Raw genomic sequence first — 22,577 nt, forward strand, 5'->3', positions numbered from 1 at the left:
TTACAGTTTTTAAGAAGGGAAAATAAAACATATGATTACAGGAGAATTAAGAAGTAAAGTAGATAAATTATGGGAAGTATTCTGGACAGGGGGCATTACGAATCCGTTGTCTGTTATTGAGCAATTTACGTACTTATTGTTCATTAAAGGTTTAGATGAAGTAGAGACAACAAAAGAAAGTGAAGCAATGTTCTTAGGGCTAGAGCATGAAGGGACATTTCCAAAGGATAAGCAACATTTGCGCTGGAATAAATTCAAGAATTTAGAGGCGCAGCAAATGTTTGATGTAGTATCAAAGGAAGTATTTCCATTTATAAAAAATTTACATGGAAAGAAAGACTCAGCTTATGCGAAATACATGGACGATGCTATTTTTATGGTTCCGACACCACAAATGTTAACAAAAATTGTGGACGGTATTGATAATATTCAAATGAAAGACCGAGATACAAAAGGTGATTTATACGAATATTTACTATCCAAAGTAGCGACAGCAGGAACAAACGGTCAGTTCCGTACACCACGCCACATTATTGATATGATAGTGGAATTAATGAAACCAACACCAGAAGATATTATTGTAGATCCTGCAGCTGGTTCAGCGGGATTCCTTGTTTCATCTGGAGAATACTTACGCAAAAATCATAATGATTTATTTTTAGTGCAAGGCTTAAAACAACACTTTAATAACGATATGTTCCACGGCTTTGATATGGACCGTACGATGCTGAGAATCGGGGCGATGAACATGATGTTACATGGTGTTGAAAATCCCAATATTCTATATCAAGACTCTTTGTCTGAAGGTCATAAAGATGAAGATAAATATACGTTGGTTTTAGCAAATCCACCGTTCAAAGGATCTTTAGACTATGAAGCAGTGTCCACTGATTTGCTAAAGATAACAAAAACAAAGAAGACAGAGCTATTATTTTTAGCATTATTTATTCGTATGCTAAAAGCGGGGGGACGTTGTGCTTCTATCGTGCCCGATGGTGTCTTATTTGGAAGCTCAAAAGCACATAAAGATATTCGAAAAGAAATCATTGAAAATCATAAATTAGAAGCTATTATTTCTATGCCAAATGGTGTGTTTAAGCCATATGCAGGGGTATCAACTGCAATTATTATCTTCACCAAAACAGGAGTAGGTGGTACGGATGATGTTTGGTTCTATGATATGAAAGCAGATGGATATTCATTAGATGATAAACGTAGTCCGATTGAAGATAATGATATTCCTGATCTTGTTGCGCGTTTTCATAGTCTTGGGAATGAAAATGAAAGAAAGCGTACGGAACAATCTTTCTTTGTGCCGGTTGAAGAAATTGTAGAAAATGGATATGACTTAAGTATTAATCGTTATAAAGAAATTGAATATGAAGAAGTACAGTATGAAGATCCGAAAGTTATCCTTGCTGATATTAGGAAATTAGAAGAGGAAATCATGGAAGAGATCAAAGAATTGGAAGAACTATTGAGTTAAAGTTACGGTTTTAGAAAGAAGAGGGCTAATATTATGGAAATAAGGTATGAATTTAAAAGGTGTGCAGATATTGTCGATGTTCGTGATGGTACACATGATTCTCCTAAATATGTATTAAATGGATATCCGTTGGTTACTTCAAAAAATATTAAAAATGGTAAGTTGGATTTTGAAAATATAAATTATATTTGTTCAGAGGATTTTGAAAAAATTAATAAGAGGTCAAAGGTTGATAAGGGAGATATTATAATGCCTATGATTGGAACGGTTGGCAATCCCTTGTTAGTTGAAACTGATGAAGAATTTGCAATTAAAAATGTAGCATTGTTTAAATTTCAAGATAACGAAATTATTTTTAATAGGTTTTTTTATTATTTTTTGTTGTCTGATTTATGTAAGAAACAATTAAGTGGATCTAAGAGAGGTGGGACCCAGTCATTTGTTTCGTTAAAAGATTTAAGGAACTTAAAGGTTCCTCTTCCAGCATTTGAACAACAAAAAAATATAGTTACCGTTTTAGACAAGGTGCAAGCGTTAATTGAGAAGAGAAAAGCAGGAATTACAAAGTTAAATGAATTGATTCAAGCTGTGTTTTTAGATATGTTTGGGGATCCCGTGACTAATCCTAACAAGTATTTGACACAGCCAGTAAAAGAGATATGCAGGGACATATTAGGGGGAGGAACACCATCAAAATCTAGACCTGAATATTACGTAGGGGACATTCCTTGGGTAACTCCTAAAGATATGAAAAAGTTATTAATTAAAGATAGTATTGATCACATCAACAATGATGCTATTGAGAATAGTTCAGCAAAACTTATTCCAAAAAATTCATTAATCATGGTTATTAGAAGTGGCATACTCAAAAAGAAATTGCCTTTAGCTATAAATCAACGTGAAATCACTATTAACCAAGATATGAAGGCTTTTGTACTAAATAATGAAAAGGTTAAGGTTGAATACCTATTATTTTTCTTTAATTTCTATCAAAAAGTGTTGCTGTCAAAAGTGCGTTCTGTAACTGCTGATAATATAGAATTTAAACAAATTAAAGAGTTAATGGTTCCTTTGCCAAGTATTGTGGAACAACAAAAATTTGTGGATCTCTTTAATAAAGTATTAGTGCAACAAGAAAAGGAAAAACATAATTTAAATAAGTTAGAAATAGGTTTTCAATCTCTTATGCAGCAGGCATTTAAAAGTGAATTGAAAGTTAATATAGAAATCAAGGCTTAATAGTAAATAAAGAGGGGGAACTAGGGTGTATTCGAACTTTGCTTTTTTAGATGGGAAAGAGCAATACGACAAATTCATGACTGCATGCAAGGAAGCGGAAAAGAGCTTACTTGTTAGTCCTGCAACATGTGCAATTTTATCACGGCGTGCGCTAGAGTTATCTGTAAAATGGCTGTACAGTTTTGATAACGATTTGAAAATTCCATATCAAGATAATTTATCGAGCTTAATTCATGATCATACGTTTTTATCAGTTATCGATCCTGATTTGCTACCTTTATTGAAGTATATTGTGAAGCTTGGAAATGTTGCAGTTCATACGAATGCAAATATTAATCGTGAAGAGGCAATCTTGTCTCTTCACAATCTTCATCAATTTGTTTCATGGATTGATTATTGTTATTCTGATCAATTCACAGATTCATCTTTTGATGAAACATTACTTCAAATAAGTGAAGAAAAACGAACACGCCCAGAAGAACTGAAAGATTTATATGATCGTTTAAGTGCAAAAGATATTAATCTTGAACAAATTCGAAAAGAAAATGCAGAACTTCGTAAGCAATTAACGCAAAAGCGTGTAGAGAATACGAAGCAATATGATTTCAATGTTGATGAAATTAGCGAATTTGAAACGAGAAAGAGATATATTGACCTTGATTTAAAATTAGCTGGTTGGGAATTTAATAAGGATATTCAGGTAGAAGTAGAAGTACAGCATATGCCGAACCAATCGGGACAAGGTGCTGTTGATTATGTATTATTTGGAGATAATGGTAAAGCATTAGCCGTTGTAGAAGCCAAACGCACAAGCAAGGATCCGAACGTTGGAAAACAGCAGGCGAAATTATATGCAGATTGTCTAGAAATGATGTATGGACAACGACCAATTATATTCTACACAAACGGATTTGAAACATATATGTGGGATGACATGGAGTATCCTGCCCGACGTGTTTCCAGCTTTTATAACAAAGAAGAATTATCACTTTTAATTGATCGAAGAAGTATGAAGGTTCTCTTGGATCCCGTATCCATCAATGATGATATTACGAACCGTTATTATCAAAAAGAAGCGATTTTATCAGTATGCCAAGCAATTCGTCAAAAACAACGAAAAACGTTACTTGTTATGGCAACGGGAAGTGGGAAGACGAGGGTCTCAATTTCCATTGTTGATGTTTTGACACGGCATAACTATGTGAAAAATGTTCTGTTTTTAGCAGATCGCAAAACATTAGTAACGCAAGCGAAAAATAACTTCAGTCGTCTATTACCTAACTTAACACTGTGTAATTTACTGGACAATAAAGACAACCCGGAAGAAAGCAGGATGGTCTTTTCTACATATCCAACCATGATGAATGCTATCGATGAAGTGAAAAGAAAAGATGGAAAAAAACTATTTACAAGTGGTCATTTTGATTTAATTATTGTGGATGAGTCACACCGTAGTATTTATAAAAAATATCGATCCATTTTTGAATATTTTGATGGAATGCTACTAGGGCTTACAGCAACGCCAAAAGATGAACTGGATAAAAATACATATGAAGTGTTTGATCTGGAAAATGGAGTTCCTACATATGCATATGAATTAGAACAAGCGGTAAACGACGAATATTTAGTTGATTACCGAACTGTTGAAACGAAATTTAAGTTTTTGGAATCAGGTGTTCAATATGACCAATTATCTGATGAAGAAAAAGAAAAGTATGAAGAAACATTTGATGATGAAGTAGGCGAAATGATTGATAGTTCTGCATTAAACAATTGGTTGTTTAATGATGACACAATTGATCAAGTGTTACGAATGTTAATGGAAAGAGGCATAAAGGTTGAAGGTGGAGATAAACTGGGTAAAACTATTATCTTTGCTAAAAATCATAACCATGCTGTTCAAATCGTAAAACGTTTTGATGTTTTATATCCTGAATATACAGGGAAGTTTGCAAGTGTAATTGATTACAATATTAATTACTATCAGACGCTAATTGATGATTTTTCAGATCGAAATAAATCACTGCAAATTGCTGTATCTGTTGATATGTTAGATACAGGTGTGGATATTCCCGAGGTGGTCAATCTTGTATTCTTTAAAAAAGTACGCTCAAAAGCGAAGTTTTGGCAGATGATTGGTCGCGGTACGCGTCTTTGTGAGGATTTACTTGGAATCGGAGAAGACAAAAAGGAGTTCTTGATTTTTGATTTCTGTGGAAACTTTGAATTTTTCCGTGCTGACCAAAAAGGTACAGAAGGAAGAATGGTACAAAGTTTAACTGAGAAAATCTTTAATACAAAAGTTGAATTAATTCGTGAGCTACAAGATTTACAAGCCCAAGAAAAAGATTACATTATGCATCGTCAAGAATTGGTTCAACAAGCATTGGCACAAGTATCATCGTTGGACGATGAAAATTTTCGAGTTCGTCAACATTTGAAGTATGTACACAAATTTAAAAATAAAGATTCATGGGTGTCTTTAAGTATGATGGATGTCAATGAAATGAAGGAACATATTTCTCCGATTCTTGTATCCTTAACAGATGATGAACTTGCGAAACGATTCGATTATTTAATGTTTACAATTGAATTAGCAAAAATGCAAAATAATAACGCTACTCGACCAATTCGAAGTGTTGTGCAAACAGCAGAAGGGCTATCGAAGTTAGGGACTATTCCACAAGTTATGGAACAAAAATATATCATTGATAAAGTATTAACAGAAGAATTTTGGAAAGAAGCAGATATTCTTGAATTAGAATCTGTGCGTGAAGCATTGCGAGAGTTGATTAAGTTTTTAGAGAAAGAAACGCAGAAGGTATATTACACCAACTTTAAGGATGAAGTTATCGAGATAAATGAAAATACATCTATGTATCATGAAAATGACCTTCGTAGTTATCGGAAAAAAGTGAGCCAATACTTACAAGAACATCGAGATCAATTGGCTGTATTCAAATTACGTAGTAATGAGCAATTAACTCATCAGGATATTCAGTCATTAGAAGATATTCTTTGGAAAGAGCTAGGAACTCGAGACGACTATGAGAAAGAGTATGGAGATACGCCAGTTACAAAATTAGTTCGTCAAATTGTCGGTTTAGATCCGCAGACTGCAAATGCTGCATTTTCTGAGTTTTTAACTAATGAACAATTAAATGTTAATCAGGTGCGTTTTGTGAAATTGATTGTTGATTATGTAGTGAAAAACGGTATCATGGATAAACGAGTGTTACAAGAGGAGCCGTTTAAAACGGTAGGAAGTATTGTTGAATTATTCCAGGATAATATGGATTATGCAAAGGGGATTATTGGGGTGATTGATCAAATTAACCATAACTCAGAAGTAATTATTGGGGTGTAAAATATTTTGGTAATGAGGCGCAGGATGAGATGTTCTGTAGCCTTTTACTTATGTGTATTTATTGATGTTGATAAGGGATGTTTAAGTTAATTAGAAAAGTTATTATGGTATAAATGATTTACATGTTTTTTATATTGATAGTTTAAAATTTAATTCTAAATATAAAGAAGAACCGGATAGCAAGAGGTTGAAGGGGAGAGAGTATGAACTTAAAAAGGTTAAAACTATTAAGTGATTATAAAATATTTAAGAGAAATTTAGAATTTAATTTTAATGATTCTAAAATTCTGGCAGTAGTGGGTGCCAATGGTAGCGGGAAGTCTATTTTTCAAGAAGTAATTGTAAATGTTTTTGTGAATCTATATGCCAAATTAAATAAATATAAGATATTTTTTGATTTAGATTATGAGCTAGAATACTCTTTAGTACCCAATCCGTTGATATACTCAGTGGTTTCGAATAATAAGGATATATTGAAATTTGAAGACTTAAAAGAAATAATTGTAAAAGCTAGAAGTATAGGGAAGGGAAAAGAATGTCTTGAATTTGAGGTTTTTTATAGAGGGAATTGTAATAATCTTATTCAACTAAAAGTTGATGATGCAAAATTAAACCTTTTTCTTCCAAATTCTTTAGTTGTTTATTCTTCTGGAGAAAATGAAACAATTAGTAATGAATTGTTGAGGTATAGGTTGATCAATTTGAACAAGTATTTTGATAGGATGAATGAAATAGATAAGTCTGATGGTAATATGAAATTACATTATGTACATGATAACTATCGATCTTTATTAATTCTATCGTTATTGATTTTTAATAATGAAAAAATTCAAAAGCTAAAAGATTTAGTAAGAGTTGACGGGTTACATTCAATGTTGATTAACATAAATTTTAAACAACGAGGATTTAAGCGAATTGAGTTACCAGAGAAAGAGCGTTTTGATCTAAATAAGTTACTTAGACGTTCTAATAACATTCCTTTTGATCAAAGTGATAATTTAGATGGTTTGTATGAATTTTATTTTAAAGAACAATATGAAATATTTAAAGACGAATATTTAGATGATCCAGTGAATTTGTATAGGGTGTTAGAGAATTTTGAGAACTTAAATTTACTTAAAATATCAAAAAGAAAGCGGAAACAAATGGAATGTGAGGCCAATTATTCTATTAAAGACATACATTCTTTTTATTCAAATGAAAATAAAGTTTTTGAAGTAATGGATAGCAAAATAGTGAAAAGTGATAAATCTTTGGTTAACTTATTAGGATTATCAGACGGTGAGTATCAAGTTTTATTGATAATGTCTCTATTGCTAATTCAGGGGAATAAATATCAAAATAATTTATTCATTCTAGATGAACCAGATACGCATTTTAATCCAGAGTGGAAAGCGAAATTTGTTTCGCTACTTTCAATGATGAAAGAGGACACTTCACAGTGTTTATTTTCAACCCATAATCCAGAAGTGTTAACTGATATGAGGAATGAAGATATTATTTTCTTAAAAGAAGGAAGAATAAATTCAGTTGATATCAATACTTTTGGGGCCAATCCCAACATAATAGCTAGTCATATTTTTAACAAAAGAAATACTATTTCTGAAGTTTCTCAAAAAGAATATGAAAAGTATCTTGATTTAATTGATAACAATAAATCTATGGAAGATTTAAGTGGAATAGAAGAAGAAGTGATGTTAAAATTAGGGAATTCTTCTGAGAGAATGATGTTATTAAATAAAATATATAAAAGTAAAGGAACTAAGTAACATGTGGTTTTTTTATAAGGTGAGTTTTGAAAATGATCATTTAGATTATTTTATTGAGAGTATCAAAGGGTTTTTTCTCAAAACTTTTGAAGGTTGTAGTTTTATTGAGGCTATTAATGGTGAGTTTTTTAGAAATATGAGCCGTACGAAATTAATCGGAGAATATTTTGAAGAATTCCACAAGAAATATAACGGACTAAGTCAAGAGAATAAACTATTAATACAGGAAGCATTTAGAATAAATACTAATATTGAAAATGTGTGTCTTTCAATATTAACGCCTGTTAAATATTCTGAATTACCAAGAATTGTACGTGAAGATTTAAAAAATATTTTTGATTATTTATATGAGGATTTTCCTAAAATAAAATATTTTAAAGAATCCTTAGGTAGCTTTAAAAATTATTATGATCAATTTTATGAACAAAACTTTTCAGAAAATACATTATGCCCATTTTGTGGGTTAAAGTTTATGAAGACACCTAAAGAAAAAAGAAGAGAACCTTTTGATCATTATTTATTACGAAGTCAATATCCATTTGTTTCATTAATAAGGAATAATTTAGTTCCAATGTGTCATGATTGCAATGAGGATTATAAAAAAGAGTATGATATTTCGAGCCGGAAAGTATTTTATCCATTTACAGATAGGGAAAGTGACGTAGTGTTAAAGATTAATGGTAGTGAGGCTCAAGTACATAGTGATCAATTTACAGAAGAAGTGGAATCTTGGGATAGCATTTTTAATGTTAAGCAGAGGATAGAGGGCCATGTGGAAAAAAATAAATCAGCTCTTTTATCAAATTTTACAGAATTAGAATCCTGGTTTGAAGAAAAGGAATGGAAAGAGTATTTGGAGCGGAAAATTCAATCGTGTGATAAATATCTATACTGTATGCATAATTATATAGAGAAAGCTATTTTATTAGATGAATTCAGTTACATTTTTAATACAGGAGAAATGATGTTTGAATCTGAGGAGCTGTCAGACTTAAATTTTCAGCAATTAAATAATGAACATGATATAACGCCCGAAAAATGCTTAGTTAAGAACAAGTAGCTATATAAATGACAGCTGTACATCCTATAAGAATCTACAACAGGACAATGTAATGTTATAGTATTTTGAGTATATAATTATTATATTTATGCTGGCAGTAATACGAAATAGGGGAGAAGCCTAATAGAAGGGGAATAGATTATCTTGGTAAAACTCAAATTGAGGTAGAAAGTATAATCAAACTTCCCACTATACGAATTCCCAACCCTCTTTACAACCGAAGAAGAAAACTATATAAAAGAAGCAATCCAGCAGTTTAACACCTAGTTAAACTGCTTTTCCATTATAATAGAAGAAAAACCAAACGGAGGAAAATCCCATGCCAACCTACAACAAACTAATCCGAAACAAAATCCCACAAATAATAAAATCCAACGGAAAAACACCAACAACAAGAATCCTACCCCAAGATGAATACATAAAAGAAATCTGCAAAAAAACACAAGAAGAACTAACCGAATATCTAGAAGCAGACACAAAAGAACATAAACTCGAAGAACTATCCGACCTACTAGAACTAATAAACGCCCTAGCCGAACACGAGGGCACAACACTAGAAGAAATCAACAGCATCCGAAAAAAGAAAGCAGAAGAAAGAGGCGGCTTTTCAGATCGAGTGTTTCTAATCGAAGTAACCGATAACTAGCCCCTCCTAAGCCCCTTACAAACCCCTACCAAGTAATAAATCACTAAGAAAAAACATAACAAAACAAAAACACCAACAAACACCGTAGTAGGAGTCAAAAAAAATTTTGAAATAACACGCCAAAAACCAGCCCCTCCTTCCTATATATAGTACAAAGGGGAAATTTTCATTTTTGAATTAGGACGGGAGGAATTGGGATGGCGGTGTATCGTACTGTGCAGGTGAATTTTTGGCAGGATGATTTTGTTTTGGATTTGACGCCGGAGGAGCGGTATTTTTATGTGTATTTGTTAACTTGTTCGAAGACGACGCAGTGTGGGATTTTTCCTTTTCCGAAGCGGTTAGCTGAGATGGAGACGGGTTATAATCGGGAGACTGTTGATAAGCTGGTGCAGCGCTTCATTGATTATGGGAAGGTTCTTTATGATGCGGAGACGCGAGAGTTATTCGTTTTAAATTGGCTTCGTTATAATCCGGTGACGAATACGAATGTGGAGAAGTGCGTTCTTCGTGAGCTTAAGGGTGTGAAGAATAAGGAGTTTGTACATATGTTTCTTCAGAAGTGTGTAGAGGAGGAGCTGAATGTTCCGATGCTTTTAGCACATTTCGGTATGCCGAGTGATTTGGCTGTGGCTGATGTTGAGCCAGTTTGTGAGGAGACAGAGGAAGAAGAGGTTATAGAGGAAGAAACAGGGAGTCGCGTGTTTTCTTTTTATGAGCAGCATTTCGGTAGTTTGTCTCCTCATACGGTGGAGGAACTGAGTGCGTGGATGGAAGATTTGTCAGAGGAGCTTGTGCTGAAGGCGCTTCAAATTGCGTATGAGAATAATAAGCGGACGGTTGCTTATGTGAAGGGGATTTTGAGAGGCTGGCACGGGAAAGGGTTTACGAAATTATCTGAGGTTGATGCGGATACGGCGAGTTTTAGGAAGAAGGATTCGTCTGTTAGTACGGGGGAGACGGAGGAGTTTTTGGCGAGATGTGAGGAGTGGGAGAAGAATGCGCCATCTGAGGAAGAGTTGCAGCGCTTTTTAGCGGAGCGCGGGTGGCGGCCATGAGTATTCAAAATGTGGAGGCGGAGAAGACGGTGTTAGGTTCTCTGCTACTTGATGGAGAGCTTATTAAGGAGTGCCGTTTGACGGAGCAGTATTTTTCGATGCCGGTGCATAAGTCTATATTTCAGTTAATGAGAAAGATGGAAGGAGAGGGGCAACCGATTGATCTTGTGACTTTTACTTCTAGGGTAGATCCGAATTTTTTGAAGGGGATCGGGGGAATGGAGTATTTTATAGGGTTAATGGATGGTGTGCCTACTACTGCCAACTTCTCGTATTATGAGGGGCTTGTTCGAGGTGCCTGGAAAATGTATCAGGCCGGTGTTCTCGGGCACAAGATGGGAGAGCGTCTTATTGCGGAGAAGAGTGAGAAAATTATTGGTGAGACGATTACGGCACTTTGTGAGTTAGAGGAGAAGGACTGTGTATGTGAGTTTGATTTGAAGGATGCGCTAGTTGATTTATATGAAGAGCTTCATCAAGATGCGAAAGAGATTACTGGTATTGAGACTGGTTATACATCGCTAAATAAAATGACGTGCGGATTGCAGGAAGGTGATTTTGTCGTTCTTGGTGCGCGGCCTTCTATGGGGAAGACTGCGTTTGCGCTAAATGTTGGACTGCATGCGGCGAAGTCTGGCGCGGCGGTTGGATTGTTTTCGTTAGAGATGAGTAGCAAGCAATTGTTAAAAAGGATGGCGTCTTGTGTAGGGGAAGTGTCAGGAGGTAGGCTGAAAAATCCGAAGCATCGTTTTGCGATAGAGGACTGGGAAAAGGTGAGTAAGGCGTTTGCGGAGATTGGGGAATTACCGCTTGAAATTTATGATAATGCGGGCATTTCGGTGCAAGATATTTGGATGCAAACTCGTAAGTTGAAGAGAAAGCACAGTGATAAGAAGGTTTTAGTTATTATAGATTACTTGCAGCTTATTACGGGTGATCCGAAGCATAAGGGCAACCGATTTCAAGAGATTAGTGAGATTTCGCGTAAGCTTAAGTTATTGGCACGTGAATTAAATGTTTGTGTAGTAGCGTTGTCGCAATTGTCTCGTTCTGTAGAATCACGACAAGATAAGCGCCCTCTTTTATCTGATTTAAGAGAGACAGGACAAATTGAGCAAGATGCGGATGTCATTATGCTTATGTATCGCGAGGATTATTACGATAAGGAAACGAAGCAGAAAGAGATGACGGAGATTCATGTGGCGAAGCATCGGAATGGGCCTGTGGGGAGTTTTAAGCTGAGGTTTATGAAGGAGTTTGGTCGGTTTGTGGAGGGGGAATAGTTGAAAGACTTGAGTATGACTTTGCAAATAAAATAAAGCATAAGTGTTCTATTGCATTCACTTATGCTTTATTCTTTGATTCTTTCAATATACTTCTTATTTTCCCATAAAGAAAGATCGTCTCTCTGCAGTGATCCATTGCTCCAAGTCATCTTGGCTGCGTCGGACAAGGCGATTTACTAAAACATCATGCCACACATAATCCTCTAATAGGTATATATGAACGGGGTCATCTGTATAAAAAGCAATATTACGCTCTTCAAGTGATGGTCCATAAATCATTTCTTTAGAATCTATCGATAAAATAAACCAATGTTCTGTAGAGAGTGTTTCTGTATAAGCTGTTATACGATGGGCTTCTAGATTTTTAATAGGATTTTCAACATGCAAGGTAATACCTTGTACTGTGACTTTATCAGCTACCTCAGCTAGGTCTTCTTTTAACGCTTCATACATCTCATCCCACATTGAAATGACAATACGTTGTTCTGCTTTTTTTATTAATGTCTGACAGTAGCTAATGATTGTTTGATTGTCTTTTAAAGTAATTACTCGATTATCCGTTTTTTCCTCGGAAGTTTCTAGTTTTTTTAATGAATCACTAATTCCTTCATAAGTAGACTGCCATTCTGATTGCGCCTTCTGTAAAAAGATTTCAACAGGTAGAGGTGAATAGCGGGTGGTGTCATTTATTTCTTCCTTCATGACAATTCCTTTTTCTACAAGGTTACCTAAAATCTCATAAATTCGCGCTCTTGGGACACCCGAATCTTTACTCACTTGATAGGCTGTGACAGGCCCTTGTTTAACAAGAGATACATAAGATTTAGCTTCATATTCATTAAAACCAATTTTTTTAAGCTGTTGCACTATGTAGTCCACTTTTTTTGTCCTCCGATGTTTGCTTTTGTATTTTAACGTTACAATAACTCTTTACATTTAGCAAATTGATAGTTACTATTACGATAGTGACTAAAGGGGAGGCTACTAATATGGATTTTTATTTAGACCCATCTGTATTAATGATTTTGATTGTTTTTGGATTTGTAGCTGCATTTATTGATTCAGTTGTAGGTGGTGGCGGACTCATTGCCTTACCAGCTTTATTATTTACAGGACTGAATCCAGCAAGTGCAGTAGCTACGAATAAACTAGCATCGACAATGGGGAGTGCAACTAGTAATATTGTGTTTTATCGTTCTGGTAATCTTGATTTGAAATCGGCGTTTAAATTATTTCCAATCACTTTCATAGGTTCCATAATAGGGGCATGGACCGTTCATTTAATGAACCCAGAAGTACTGAAGCCACTAATGCTGATCATGCTTGGTGTGGTCGCTATTTATACGATATTCAAGAAGGATTGGGGTAGTATTTCCACTCATAAAAAATTGTCTGGTCGACACGTCATTATTTTTACTTTTTTTATTTTTGCTATTGGTTTTTATGATGGATTTCTAGGTCCTGGTACAGGTTCATTTTTAATGTTTTCTCTTTTATTTATTGGGTATGATTTTTTAAAAGCAGCAGGTACGGCGAAGTTTCTTAATTTAGGAAGTAACGTTGGTGCATTGTTCATGTTTATGTATGTAGGGCAAGTAAACTATGCGTATGGCTTCATAATGGGGATTGCTCAAATTGCTGGAGGAATTGCCGGATCCAGATTTGCTATAAAAAAAGGAAGCGGGTATGTTCGTGCCCTTTTCATTACAGTAACTTGTTTGTTGTTAGCGAAAAATCTGTATGACTATGTGCAGTAAGTAATGTAGAAACGGTGAACAATGCAGGCTACATTAATATAATAATTCCTTTTAACATGTTTTAGATGCTATCTTATTCGAAGATAGCATCTAAAAAAGTCTCATTTACAAGAGAATGAAAATAATAGTAACGAATATTTTCTCGGGGTATGTAGATCTATTCCATATTCTTTTTATAATTAACTCGTAATAAACTCTTAAAATCCACCTCAGCAATCAACACACTGACTAATATAAGTGTCGCTCCTAAATATCCTTTTCCTGTAAGTGTTTCACCAGTGAAAACGAAAGCAAAACCTGCGGAAAAGACAGGTTCTAATGAAAAAATAAGGCCGGTATGTGTGGGCGTTGTGTATTGCTGGGCAATCACTTGCACGATGAATGCGACTGCAGTGCAAAAGATGCTTAAGGCTAAGATGATTAGCCATGAGTTGGTTGTGCTAGGCAGTTTTGGCGCTTCTATCATGAATGAAAATATAAGACTAAATAGACCGACGAAACCGAGTTGTATGACCCCAAGTGCAATGGAATTCACATGTTTTGTTACGCTTCCGGTAATGATGACGTGAATCGCATAAAATAAGGCAGACAGTATGCAAAATATATCACCGTTACCGATCCTGAATTCGCTCGTTAATGTTAATAAGCCGATTCCTATTATCGTTAAAATGATTCCTACTATAACTTTCTTTTCCGGAATGTGTTTTAAAAATATGGCTGATAATATCGGAATGAAAATAACTGTGAGACATAGTAAGAAACCGGCATTAGAAACACTCGTATACTTTGTGCCGAAAGTCGCGAAAATGTAAACGATAAATAAGACAGAAGCGAGTATAAATGCATATTTTACCGTTTTAAAATCAATTTTGAATAAATGTTTGTAAAATATTAAACCTGATAAAAGAAAGGCAATAATAAATCGTAATGCGATTAAGTTGTATTCTTCTATACCTTCAAGTCCAACCTTCGTAAGTAAGATGGATGCACCCCAAAAGAATGTAACTAGTAGTAGTCCTAAGTCTGCTTTTAATTGTAGTTTCATTTCTATTCCCTCATTATGTATAAATTTTAATCTCATACCCCTATCCCCATTGTTTATTTTAATATTAATTCTGAATATTTGTAACTTAAATTTATCGACGTTTTATTTCATTGATTTAATGTTATCCGCCGTGAAAACATTAGCGGAGTTAAATCCAAAGATGACATTTATTTACGTATCTGGTAGCGGAAAAGACAGTGCAGAATCAAGACGTACGATGTGGGCGAGAGTGAAGGGAAGAACGGACAATGAGTTATTACGTTTACCTTTCAAAGCTGCGTATATGTTTAGACCAGGATTAATCATCCCGGCAAATAGTGTGAAATTAAAAACGAAATCATATCAATTGATGTACGATGTGATAAAACCTTTTAATCCAAGTTTGGCAGTGTAATAACTTCAGAACAATTAGGAAGAGCGTTGGTGCGAGGTGGGAAATATGGATATGCTCATTAGATTATTGAAAGTTCGAATTTGAAGAAAATCGCTAAATAATGATGATAGAAAAGCCCGGTTTGGAGGGGCTTTTTTCTATGTAGAATTTCATTTATTTTGTTTACATAATATCTTTACAATCATTTGATAAAATAAAGTCAACTGCATATTGTGAGGGTGGATGGTTATCCCTTCTTTCTATTCGGAAGGAAAGGAGGTGATAATATGGAGTTTTTGATTGATCTTGTAAAAGAGTTTCTGAAAGCGACTGTGCCCGAAGTTTCAGCGTATTTTTTGCGGAAGCAACTTCTGGATAAGGACAACAAAAAACCCACTCCGCGCCGTCACAAGCAAAAGGGTGGGTTCCGCAAAAAGAAATAACTTATAATAACCACCACCCTAAGCGGTAGCAGTTAGGGAAGAGATGTGAGCGCATCTCTTCTTTTTATTATATGTCATTTTATTTGATGTCATACTTATATAGTATTCTACGGAAAATATATCATATTCCTATTTTTTGGTCAATTTGATTACATGATTGAAAAGGTGTAGTCTTATTCCTCTTCAAACTGAAAAATATCTCGGTTAATAAGTTGTTGGAGATACCTATCCATTTCAGCCGCAGAAACTTTTCTTTCATTTTTAAACCACCATGCGCTTAATGAGGTGATTGCCCCTGAATAAAATTCAATGATTAAATCATTTGGCATCGTATGATTTTTGCGCAGTTGATGTAACGCTTCTATTTCTTGTTTTCTCGTTTCGTGACTTAAATACTGTGCCCGGTTAATAAATTGTTCATCAGACATTTGCGTCTCTAATATTTTACCGAGTTCTTCATGGTGTAGAAATTGTTCCATTACTTGAAATGGTTTACTTAATCGATCTGAAACGGGTATTTCAGCAATCATCTTGCTGTATCGTTTAAATCCAAAGGCTAATAAAGCATCTTTATCTTCAAAGTGTTTATAAAAGGTTGTTCGGTGTACCATCGCGCGATCACATATTTGGTTAATCGTGATAGTACTATATTTCTGTTTTGATTGCGTCATTAATTCAAATAAGGAATCCCATAGTAATTTATGTGTACGTCTAATACGTAAATCAAGTTGTTTTTCATTATCGTTCATCTACAATTCTCCTTTTTTGTAGATTAAATATACAGTGGTTGAAAATTGATTCTCCCTTTTTAATCTACATATGTATATTATATTACATGTGTTCAGGTATATTTAAAGTTTTTTAAGTAAGAAACAGGAGGAGAATTTGCAAATGAATATGACAACTAAGAGCCCTGCAAGTGGCAAAGTTGATACTTCTAATATGAAACATACCCCCATTTTAATTGCATTACTTTTAGGGGCAATGGTTGCGTTATTAAACGAAACGTTACTTGGTAATGCGTTAACAGTATTAATGAAAGAATTTGACGTAACAGCTTCAACGATTCAATGGCTTTCTACAGCTTACATGCTAGTTGTTGGTGTTTTAGTACCGATTACAGCGTTACTTCAGCAATGGCTTACAACGAGACAGATGTTTTTGATCGCTATGGTAACGTTTTTAGCTGGTACATTAATTGCGGGATTTGCACCGACATTTTCTGTTTTATTAATCGGCCGTATCGTCCAAGCGGTAGCGACGGGGTTAATTTCACCGTTATTAATGAATACGATTTTAATTATTTGTCCGCCTGAAAAACGTGGTGCGACAATGGGATTAATCGCACTTGTGATGATGGCAGCTCCGGCAATTGGTCCTACATTATCTGGAGTAATTGTGGATTCATTAAATTGGCGCTGGTTATTCTATATTGTTATTCCTATCGTGATCATTTCAATTATGATTGGGATGAAGTACATTCAAAATGTTTCAGAGTTAACAAGGCCAAAAGTAGATTACCCATCAATCCTTTTATCGACATTAGGATTTGGCGGATTTGTGTATAGCTTTAGTGCATCAGGTGATTTAGGATGGTCCGATGCGAAAGTATATGGTGCTTTACTTGTTGGGCTTATATCATTATGTATTTTTGTCGTTCGACAATTAAAAATTGAGAATCCAATTTTAGAATTACGCGCATTTAAAGTTCCGATGTTTACATTATCAGTTGGATTAATTGTCATTGTGATGATGTCGTTATTTTCAACGATGACTTTATTACCGATGTTCCTGCAAACAGTTTTACTTGTTACAGCTTTTAAATCAGGAATTATCATGCTTCCGGGAAGTATTATTAGCGCCATAATGGGACCAATTGCAGGTAAACTATTTGATAAATTTAGTCCGAAAGTTATTATCGTTCCCGGCATTGTGTTAGTAGGGATTGCAATGTTCTTATTTAAAGGCATTACGCCTGATACATCAATGTTACAAATTATTATTATGCATAGCGTATTAATGGTTGGACTTATGTTTGTCATGACAGCACAAACATACGGTTTAAATCAATTAACACCAGATTTATATCCGCATGGAACAGCACTGTTTAATACGTTGCAACAAGTAGCTGGTGCAATTGGTACAGCTATCTTTATTTCGAAAATGTCTTCAGGAACAACTAAGTATATGGAAAGCTCCGCAAATCCACTGGATCCAGTAGAGAAGTTAAATGGTTTAACGTCAGGATTCCAAGGTGCATTTGCACTTGGATTAATCTTTATTGTTGTTGCGTTTATCGTATCGCTATTCTTAAAAGAAGAGAAAAAGGGAGTGGAAGTAGCAGGGGTTTTACAGAACGAAAATTAAGGTTTATATAAAAAGACATCTTTATGATTAAAGATGTCTTTTTATATTTCTTTCGTAACATCATACCTTAGTAACTCTTCCTGATCATAAAACCTCTCAAAAATAATCCCCATTACATAGAAGAATACTAGCCCGAAACCAATATGAATGAGTGTAAAAGTAGCTCCAAATGAAGAAAATTCATACACGAGAATTGGCAATTTCGCAGTTGTCCAAACGCCTAAGAAAAATACGATGTACCGAATGCTTGCACCTTTTGTTAATAGTAGTGCTGCGATTGGAAAGGCGACGTAGAGGGGACCAGCTGCAATGCCTCCTAATAATAGAGAAAACAAGATTCCGTATATACCTGATTTTTCACCCATATATTTCATGAGCGTTTCTTTTTTCACCCATTGATCAAGTAGCCCTACAAATAGTAAGACAGGGGGGAGGAGAAACAGCATATCTAAAATGCTATTCCCTGTTAGTTGTAATGCGCTCCACCCTAAAGATTGATTTATGAAAGTTAATAGAAAGAGCCCGAGTAGTAAGACGAAAAAGAAGCGATATCTTTTTAGTTCTTTCATACCATCACCATCCAAATGATATAGGAGAATAGAAGAGACATGAGCAAAGCAGCTGCATTACGTGCGTAAGCAAAGCTTCGACCGAATATCTTTTGTTCCATGGGCAAGGTTGTAATTCCTACTGACATGAATGTAGACATAAGCGCCGCAACTTGAGGGAGGCCTGCACCGTGTTGGACTAACGTATGACCAAGAGGAAATACGACAAAGCTTGGAATAAGTGCAATGGATCCAAGTATTGCTGAATACATAATACCTAACACTCCGGACTGTTCTCCAATGATAGAAGAGATAAAGGACGGCGTTAATATAGAAAGCGATAAGCCAACGAAAAGCATGATGGAGAGCATCGCAGGGAGAAGGTTGCGAAACATTTTCCACGATTTCATTAGAGCATCTTTCGTTTTCTTGCGGTCCTTCATAAAAGAAATCCCCGTAAGAATAATGGCTAAAGTATAAAGAATTACGCCGTTAATCATGGTCGGATTCCTTTAAGTCTTTATATTTATCTAAGAAAAAGGATAAGTTCTTCATTTTTTCTTCAATATCCATTTGAAAATCTGCCAGTTGTTCCTTTCCAGTAGGCGTAATTTTGTACATCTTTCTCGGTTTGTCTTGATGATCTGTGCTTACATAAGATTCAATTGCACCTTCGTTTTCTAATTTTTTTAACGTGCGATATAAAATGGCGCTATCGATTGGATTGACGGGAAGTTCTTCCTCGCACTTTTGCAATAATTGTCCGCCATAGTTATCTCCTTCGGCTAGAAATAATAAAAGAAATGCGCCTGTATGTCTTCCTGTATGTTTCATGGATATACCCCCTAAAATGAATTAAGATTTTTACTGTTAATGACAGTATACTGTTGTTAACAGTATATGGTGCGTGAAGTGTTATGTCAATTTTAAAAATTGTAATTTTCGAGAGAAAAACTCACAATCACGCTTTTTCAAATATTCGAGTGAAATCCTGTATTTTGGTATATTCAAATAGAACTGCCCTTGGTTCATATTTTATGAAGCCACTGGAAGTTGCGCCGTTGATATCTCAATTAAGCCTAAGATTTCAAACGGAGTTGTTTTTTCCATTCTTGCTAACTTTTCTTTCATTTTTAAATCATCACGCGCTTAATGCGGTGATTACTTCAAAACAAAATTCCATATGATTTCTCACTTAGGTTTTGTTCAGCCAACTTGACCTAGCTTCATACAATTTATGACTACTATCACGCCTTGCATGTAGGAGTATCAGATAAGTAGTTTCAGCTCAACCTGACGGCTTTCATTCCTACTTTCAGTCAATCAGTTGTTGTTATCAAATTCATAACCCTCCAATTTCGTGTTTGCACACTAATGAGGAAACGTTTCGCACAAATAGCGTTTTTGTTTAATTTCTTCTTCAGTGAATCCAAGTAATATCCCTATCAGAAGATAATCCATACAGCCGATTCTTAATTAAAGTAATGGCTGGTGTTAACCAATTAGAGCAAGATCTTATCCGTATGCATCAACGTGAAGGGATTGATCTGCCCAAGAAAGAAGGAAAATGTAAAGGCCGATTAAAGAAATATCATAAAAATCATCCAGGGATGAATTATGCAGTAAAGGTATATAAAGAAGGAGGTATGACTGTAAATCAAATTTGTGAAATTGCAAATGTGTCAAGGGCTTCATTATATAGAAAGCTATGGGAAGGGAACAAATAATCATTCTTTATTCCATTATAGGGCGCGATTATCGAAAGATGAACGCGCGTGCCTGTTTCATGTTTAGGGCAGGTTGTAGAGGATATAGTCCAGCATAAATAGTGGTGAACCGTATCATTAGTAAACGAGGTTTTTTTATTTGTAGGGCTTACGTTAAGTTTGTAATATTAATCTCATAATTTGAAAATGATGGGTTGTAATGAAAAAAACTATAGGTATTAAATATTTTATACAAAGAAAAAAGGGGAACGCTTAAACGTTTCCCTTTTGTTTTTGTAGTTATTAAATTGACTGCTGTATTAAATATTAATTTTTTCGTAAAAGGAAATAGCTTTGATATAATCATTTATGGAACTATAGGTATTTCCGAGTTTTTTTAATATTTGATTTGAAAGTTTGTTATTCGTTTTTTGATAAGTGGCTAAGGCTTTATTATATTCGTTAATTGCTTTCTGAGTATCTAGTCGTAACAACCACAAATCACCAAACAATTCATGGGATTTGGCAAGGAAGTAGTGATTTTTCTCTGTTTTAATAATCTCTAGGCAATATTCTTCAACCTTTATAAAATCCTTTTTTGCTAGGTAAGTTTTAGCAAGCTCAATCTTTGTATTATTAATTACTGAAGTTGAAGCTTGTATTTGATGGTATAGTGCCAATGATTTTATGAAATATTCAATGCCTTTATCCAAATCATTTTCTTTTACATATAAAATTCCTAAATTAGTATATAAACCGGCTTCATTTTTTTTGTTATCCGTTATTTGTAAGAAGTGAAGAGATTTAAAATAACAAAATTCGGCTTCTGTTAGATTGTTAATCTCCATATAACAAATTCCAAGAGCCATGTATATATCACCTTGTTTAAAATATGTGCCTAACATTTGATTTAATTCTACAGCTTCGGTCAAAAAATGAATGGCAGAATAAATCTCTTTAATTCTTCCATGTACAATTCCTAGGTTTAAAAGTAAAGAGACCTTTGTTATATCTTGAATCTGTTCATAAACAGAAATCCTATAGGCTTCCTTGAGCGTTTGGGTCGCTAGTTCATATTTTTCTAATTTTGTATAGCAACTTCCTAATGAGTCTAAACTTCTCATTAGTTCTTTTGAAGAAGCAGTCTTTTGAAATTTTTCCACACTTACTCTATAGAGTAATTCAGCTATTGAAAAATCCCCCAGTGTCTCGTGATATTTCCCCTTTACCCAGTTCAATAATCCATACTCATAGAAAGAAATTTGAGTATTAGAACTACCCTCTAATTTTTCTAGTGTATTTTCTATCTTATTTATAATTTCTTCTGTCTTTGCTGTTTTATTGGTAACTATATACGTTTCGCAAAGTTTTAAATTTCGTTTTATTTCTAGAATACTAATATCCTTATCAATATTATTTGAAAGGATTTCTTCCACACTATAACCTAATCTCTTAGAAAGTTGCTCTAAGACATTGTATGTTGGTTCTACGGTTCCTTGTTCTATTTGACTTAAATAACTTCTTGTAATAATCCCTGAGGCTAGCTCTTTCTGAGTTAAACCTGCTTTTTTTCGTAATTCTTTTATCCTCTCCCCGGTCATTTCACTCCACCTTCCATTATTAATTCAATCATATATATATTATAAATGTTTTTAGGATTTTTTGAACATTTTTTAACTTTTTTAACATTAAAATAAAAATGTTAAAAAATGTTGACAAAGCGTTTAAATAGAAATATTATGTTATTGTAATCAGAAAATTCTTAATGGGGTGATTATTTTGTTATATCTATTAAACATTGTGGCTTTAATTGATCCAGTATGGCCTGTATTTTAATTTTTAACCCATGTATTAAATTATAGTTGAATATAACAAAGCTAATTTTAGGTTTTGTTTGAATAATAAATTTTGAGAGAAGAGGTAATGTGTGATGAGAAATGAATTTGTAACTATGCCTGAATTTAGTATGGACTTGGTAGAAGCCGCTCAAAGAGCAGAGGGTATCTTAGGAGAAATGCCTTTAGAAATGTTAATAGATGTATATGTAAGGTATAAACAATTTTGGTTTATTTGTAAAAAATATCCTGAGGAAATGATTTGTCCAACACATGATATAGATCAAATGTGGCATTTACATATGTTACATCCTAAAAAGTATTACCATGATTGTATGGGGTATTTTGGAGAAATCATGGACCACAATGCTGGTTTTGGAAAAATGCAAGAGGAATATGAAGTATTAGAGGGTATCTATGATAATTCAGAAGAAATCTGGAATATGGAATTTAATCAAAGTTATGATATTGGAATTAAGAAAGATACTTTTCAAAATATAGGTATGGAGACTTGCTATAAAGAGCCGTTAAAAGCGAAGAGTATGGAAACATGTTATAAAGAGCCGTTAAAAGCGAAGAGTATGGAGACATG

General features: G+C 34.3%; 19 protein-coding genes and 3 pseudogenes. 15 read left to right on the forward strand and 7 right to left on the reverse strand.

What is annotated here, in order from left to right; translation table 11 throughout:
- Positions 1 to 31 precede the first annotated feature (31 nt).
- From AC2CGR_RS00190 to dnaB, 9 genes and pseudogenes are all read left to right on the forward strand, one after another.
- Positions 32 to 1,486, forward strand: coding sequence for a type I restriction-modification system subunit M (locus AC2CGR_RS00190; RefSeq protein ID WP_484480400.1), 1,455 nt, complete (start codon positions 32 to 34; stop codon positions 1,484 to 1,486).
- A gap of 33 nt (positions 1,487 to 1,519) precedes the next feature.
- Positions 1,520 to 2,725, forward strand: a complete 1,206-nt coding sequence (locus AC2CGR_RS00195; protein ID WP_484480401.1) for a restriction endonuclease subunit S — start codon at positions 1,520 to 1,522, stop codon at positions 2,723 to 2,725.
- Between the two features lie 25 nt (positions 2,726 to 2,750).
- Entirely contained in the window at positions 2,751 to 6,092 is a 3,342-nt protein-coding gene (locus AC2CGR_RS00200; RefSeq protein WP_484480402.1) for a DEAD/DEAH box helicase family protein, read from the forward strand.
- A gap of 203 nt (positions 6,093 to 6,295) precedes the next feature.
- The gene (locus AC2CGR_RS00205; RefSeq protein ID WP_484480403.1) at positions 6,296 to 7,861 is read left to right on the forward strand and encodes an AAA family ATPase; all 1,566 of its coding nucleotides are present in this window, start codon (positions 6,296 to 6,298) and stop codon (positions 7,859 to 7,861) included.
- 1 nt (position 7,862) lies between these two features.
- The gene (locus AC2CGR_RS00210; protein WP_484480404.1) at positions 7,863 to 8,921 is read left to right on the forward strand and encodes an HNH endonuclease; all 1,059 of its coding nucleotides are present in this window, start codon (positions 7,863 to 7,865) and stop codon (positions 8,919 to 8,921) included.
- A 177-nt stretch (positions 8,922 to 9,098) separates the two neighbouring features.
- A pseudogene (locus tag AC2CGR_RS00215) lies at positions 9,099 to 9,188 on the forward strand (MerR family transcriptional regulator); the annotation flags it as partial.
- Positions 9,189 to 9,240: 52 nt separating this feature from the next.
- Positions 9,241 to 9,567 (forward strand): nucleoside triphosphate pyrophosphohydrolase, encoded by a 327-nt coding sequence (locus AC2CGR_RS00220; RefSeq protein WP_484480405.1) that lies wholly within the window; start codon positions 9,241 to 9,243, stop codon positions 9,565 to 9,567.
- Positions 9,568 to 9,764: 197 nt separating this feature from the next.
- The gene (locus AC2CGR_RS00225; RefSeq protein ID WP_484480406.1) at positions 9,765 to 10,625 is read left to right on the forward strand and encodes a DnaD domain-containing protein; all 861 of its coding nucleotides are present in this window, start codon (positions 9,765 to 9,767) and stop codon (positions 10,623 to 10,625) included.
- Positions 10,622 to 11,908, forward strand: coding sequence for a replicative DNA helicase (gene dnaB / locus AC2CGR_RS00230; protein WP_484480407.1), 1,287 nt, complete (start codon positions 10,622 to 10,624; stop codon positions 11,906 to 11,908). Before AC2CGR_RS00225 ends, dnaB begins: the two co-directional genes overlap by 4 nt.
- 96 nt (positions 11,909 to 12,004) lie before the next feature.
- Here dnaB and AC2CGR_RS00235 read toward each other — a convergent pair whose 3' ends face one another.
- Positions 12,005 to 12,790, reverse strand: a complete 786-nt coding sequence (locus AC2CGR_RS00235; protein WP_000384598.1) for a TrmB family transcriptional regulator — start codon at positions 12,788 to 12,790, stop codon at positions 12,005 to 12,007.
- A gap of 110 nt (positions 12,791 to 12,900) precedes the next feature.
- Here AC2CGR_RS00235 and AC2CGR_RS00240 point away from each other — a divergent pair, with 110 nt between their 5' ends.
- The gene (locus AC2CGR_RS00240; protein WP_000348434.1) at positions 12,901 to 13,668 is read left to right on the forward strand and encodes a TSUP family transporter; all 768 of its coding nucleotides are present in this window, start codon (positions 12,901 to 12,903) and stop codon (positions 13,666 to 13,668) included.
- A 157-nt stretch (positions 13,669 to 13,825) separates the two neighbouring features.
- On the opposite strand, the gene AC2CGR_RS00245 is transcribed toward AC2CGR_RS00240, so the two are convergent.
- Positions 13,826 to 14,713: a DMT family transporter gene (locus AC2CGR_RS00245; protein WP_484480408.1), complete on the reverse strand. Its 888-nt coding sequence runs from the start codon at positions 14,711 to 14,713 to the stop codon at positions 13,826 to 13,828.
- A gap of 112 nt (positions 14,714 to 14,825) precedes the next feature.
- Between AC2CGR_RS00245 and AC2CGR_RS00250 the strand changes: the two are divergent.
- Positions 14,826 to 15,169 (forward strand): annotated as a pseudogene (locus AC2CGR_RS00250) (hypothetical protein); the annotation flags it as partial.
- Between the two features lie 204 nt (positions 15,170 to 15,373).
- Positions 15,374 to 15,529: a hypothetical protein gene (locus AC2CGR_RS00255; RefSeq protein WP_484480409.1), complete on the forward strand. Its 156-nt coding sequence runs from the start codon at positions 15,374 to 15,376 to the stop codon at positions 15,527 to 15,529.
- A gap of 173 nt (positions 15,530 to 15,702) precedes the next feature.
- Here the strand turns inward: AC2CGR_RS00255 and AC2CGR_RS00260 are convergent, their stop codons facing one another.
- Entirely contained in the window at positions 15,703 to 16,278 is a 576-nt protein-coding gene (locus tag AC2CGR_RS00260; RefSeq protein ID WP_131101541.1) for a TetR/AcrR family transcriptional regulator, read from the reverse strand.
- 142 nt (positions 16,279 to 16,420) lie between these two features.
- On the opposite strand from AC2CGR_RS00260, the gene AC2CGR_RS00265 reads away from it, so the two are divergent.
- The gene (locus AC2CGR_RS00265) at positions 16,421 to 17,896 is read left to right on the forward strand and encodes an MDR family MFS transporter (protein WP_131101543.1); all 1,476 of its coding nucleotides are present in this window, start codon (positions 16,421 to 16,423) and stop codon (positions 17,894 to 17,896) included.
- A gap of 41 nt (positions 17,897 to 17,937) precedes the next feature.
- Here the strand turns inward: AC2CGR_RS00265 and AC2CGR_RS00270 are convergent, their stop codons facing one another.
- The 3 genes from AC2CGR_RS00270 to AC2CGR_RS00280 are packed head-to-tail and all read right to left on the reverse strand — an operon-like array spanning position 17,938 to position 19,278.
- Positions 17,938 to 18,465, reverse strand: a complete 528-nt coding sequence (locus AC2CGR_RS00270; protein WP_131101544.1) for a permease — start codon at positions 18,463 to 18,465, stop codon at positions 17,938 to 17,940.
- Complete coding sequence (locus tag AC2CGR_RS00275; protein WP_087965721.1) at positions 18,462 to 18,944, reverse strand: hypothetical protein; 483 nt, start codon at positions 18,942 to 18,944, stop codon at positions 18,462 to 18,464. Before AC2CGR_RS00275 ends, AC2CGR_RS00270 begins: the two co-directional genes overlap by 4 nt.
- Positions 18,937 to 19,278 (reverse strand): PadR family transcriptional regulator, encoded by a 342-nt coding sequence (locus AC2CGR_RS00280; RefSeq protein ID WP_309259788.1) that lies wholly within the window; start codon positions 19,276 to 19,278, stop codon positions 18,937 to 18,939. The genes AC2CGR_RS00275 and AC2CGR_RS00280 overlap by 8 nt, the downstream gene beginning before the upstream one ends.
- A gap of 602 nt (positions 19,279 to 19,880) precedes the next feature.
- Between AC2CGR_RS00280 and AC2CGR_RS00285 the strand changes: the two are divergent.
- Positions 19,881 to 20,171 (forward strand): annotated as a pseudogene (locus tag AC2CGR_RS00285) (helix-turn-helix domain-containing protein); the annotation flags it as partial.
- A gap of 299 nt (positions 20,172 to 20,470) precedes the next feature.
- Here the strand turns inward: AC2CGR_RS00285 and AC2CGR_RS00290 are convergent.
- Positions 20,471 to 21,751, reverse strand: a complete 1,281-nt coding sequence (locus tag AC2CGR_RS00290; RefSeq protein ID WP_270185434.1) for a helix-turn-helix domain-containing protein — start codon at positions 21,749 to 21,751, stop codon at positions 20,471 to 20,473.
- Positions 21,752 to 22,080: 329 nt separating this feature from the next.
- Between AC2CGR_RS00290 and AC2CGR_RS00295 the strand changes: the two genes are divergently transcribed.
- On the forward strand, positions 22,081 to 22,577 hold a 497-nt coding region (locus AC2CGR_RS00295; RefSeq protein WP_484480410.1), incomplete at its 3' end, for a glycine-rich domain-containing protein.

This window comes from Bacillus sp. LSHTCR4, assembly GCF_057197025.1.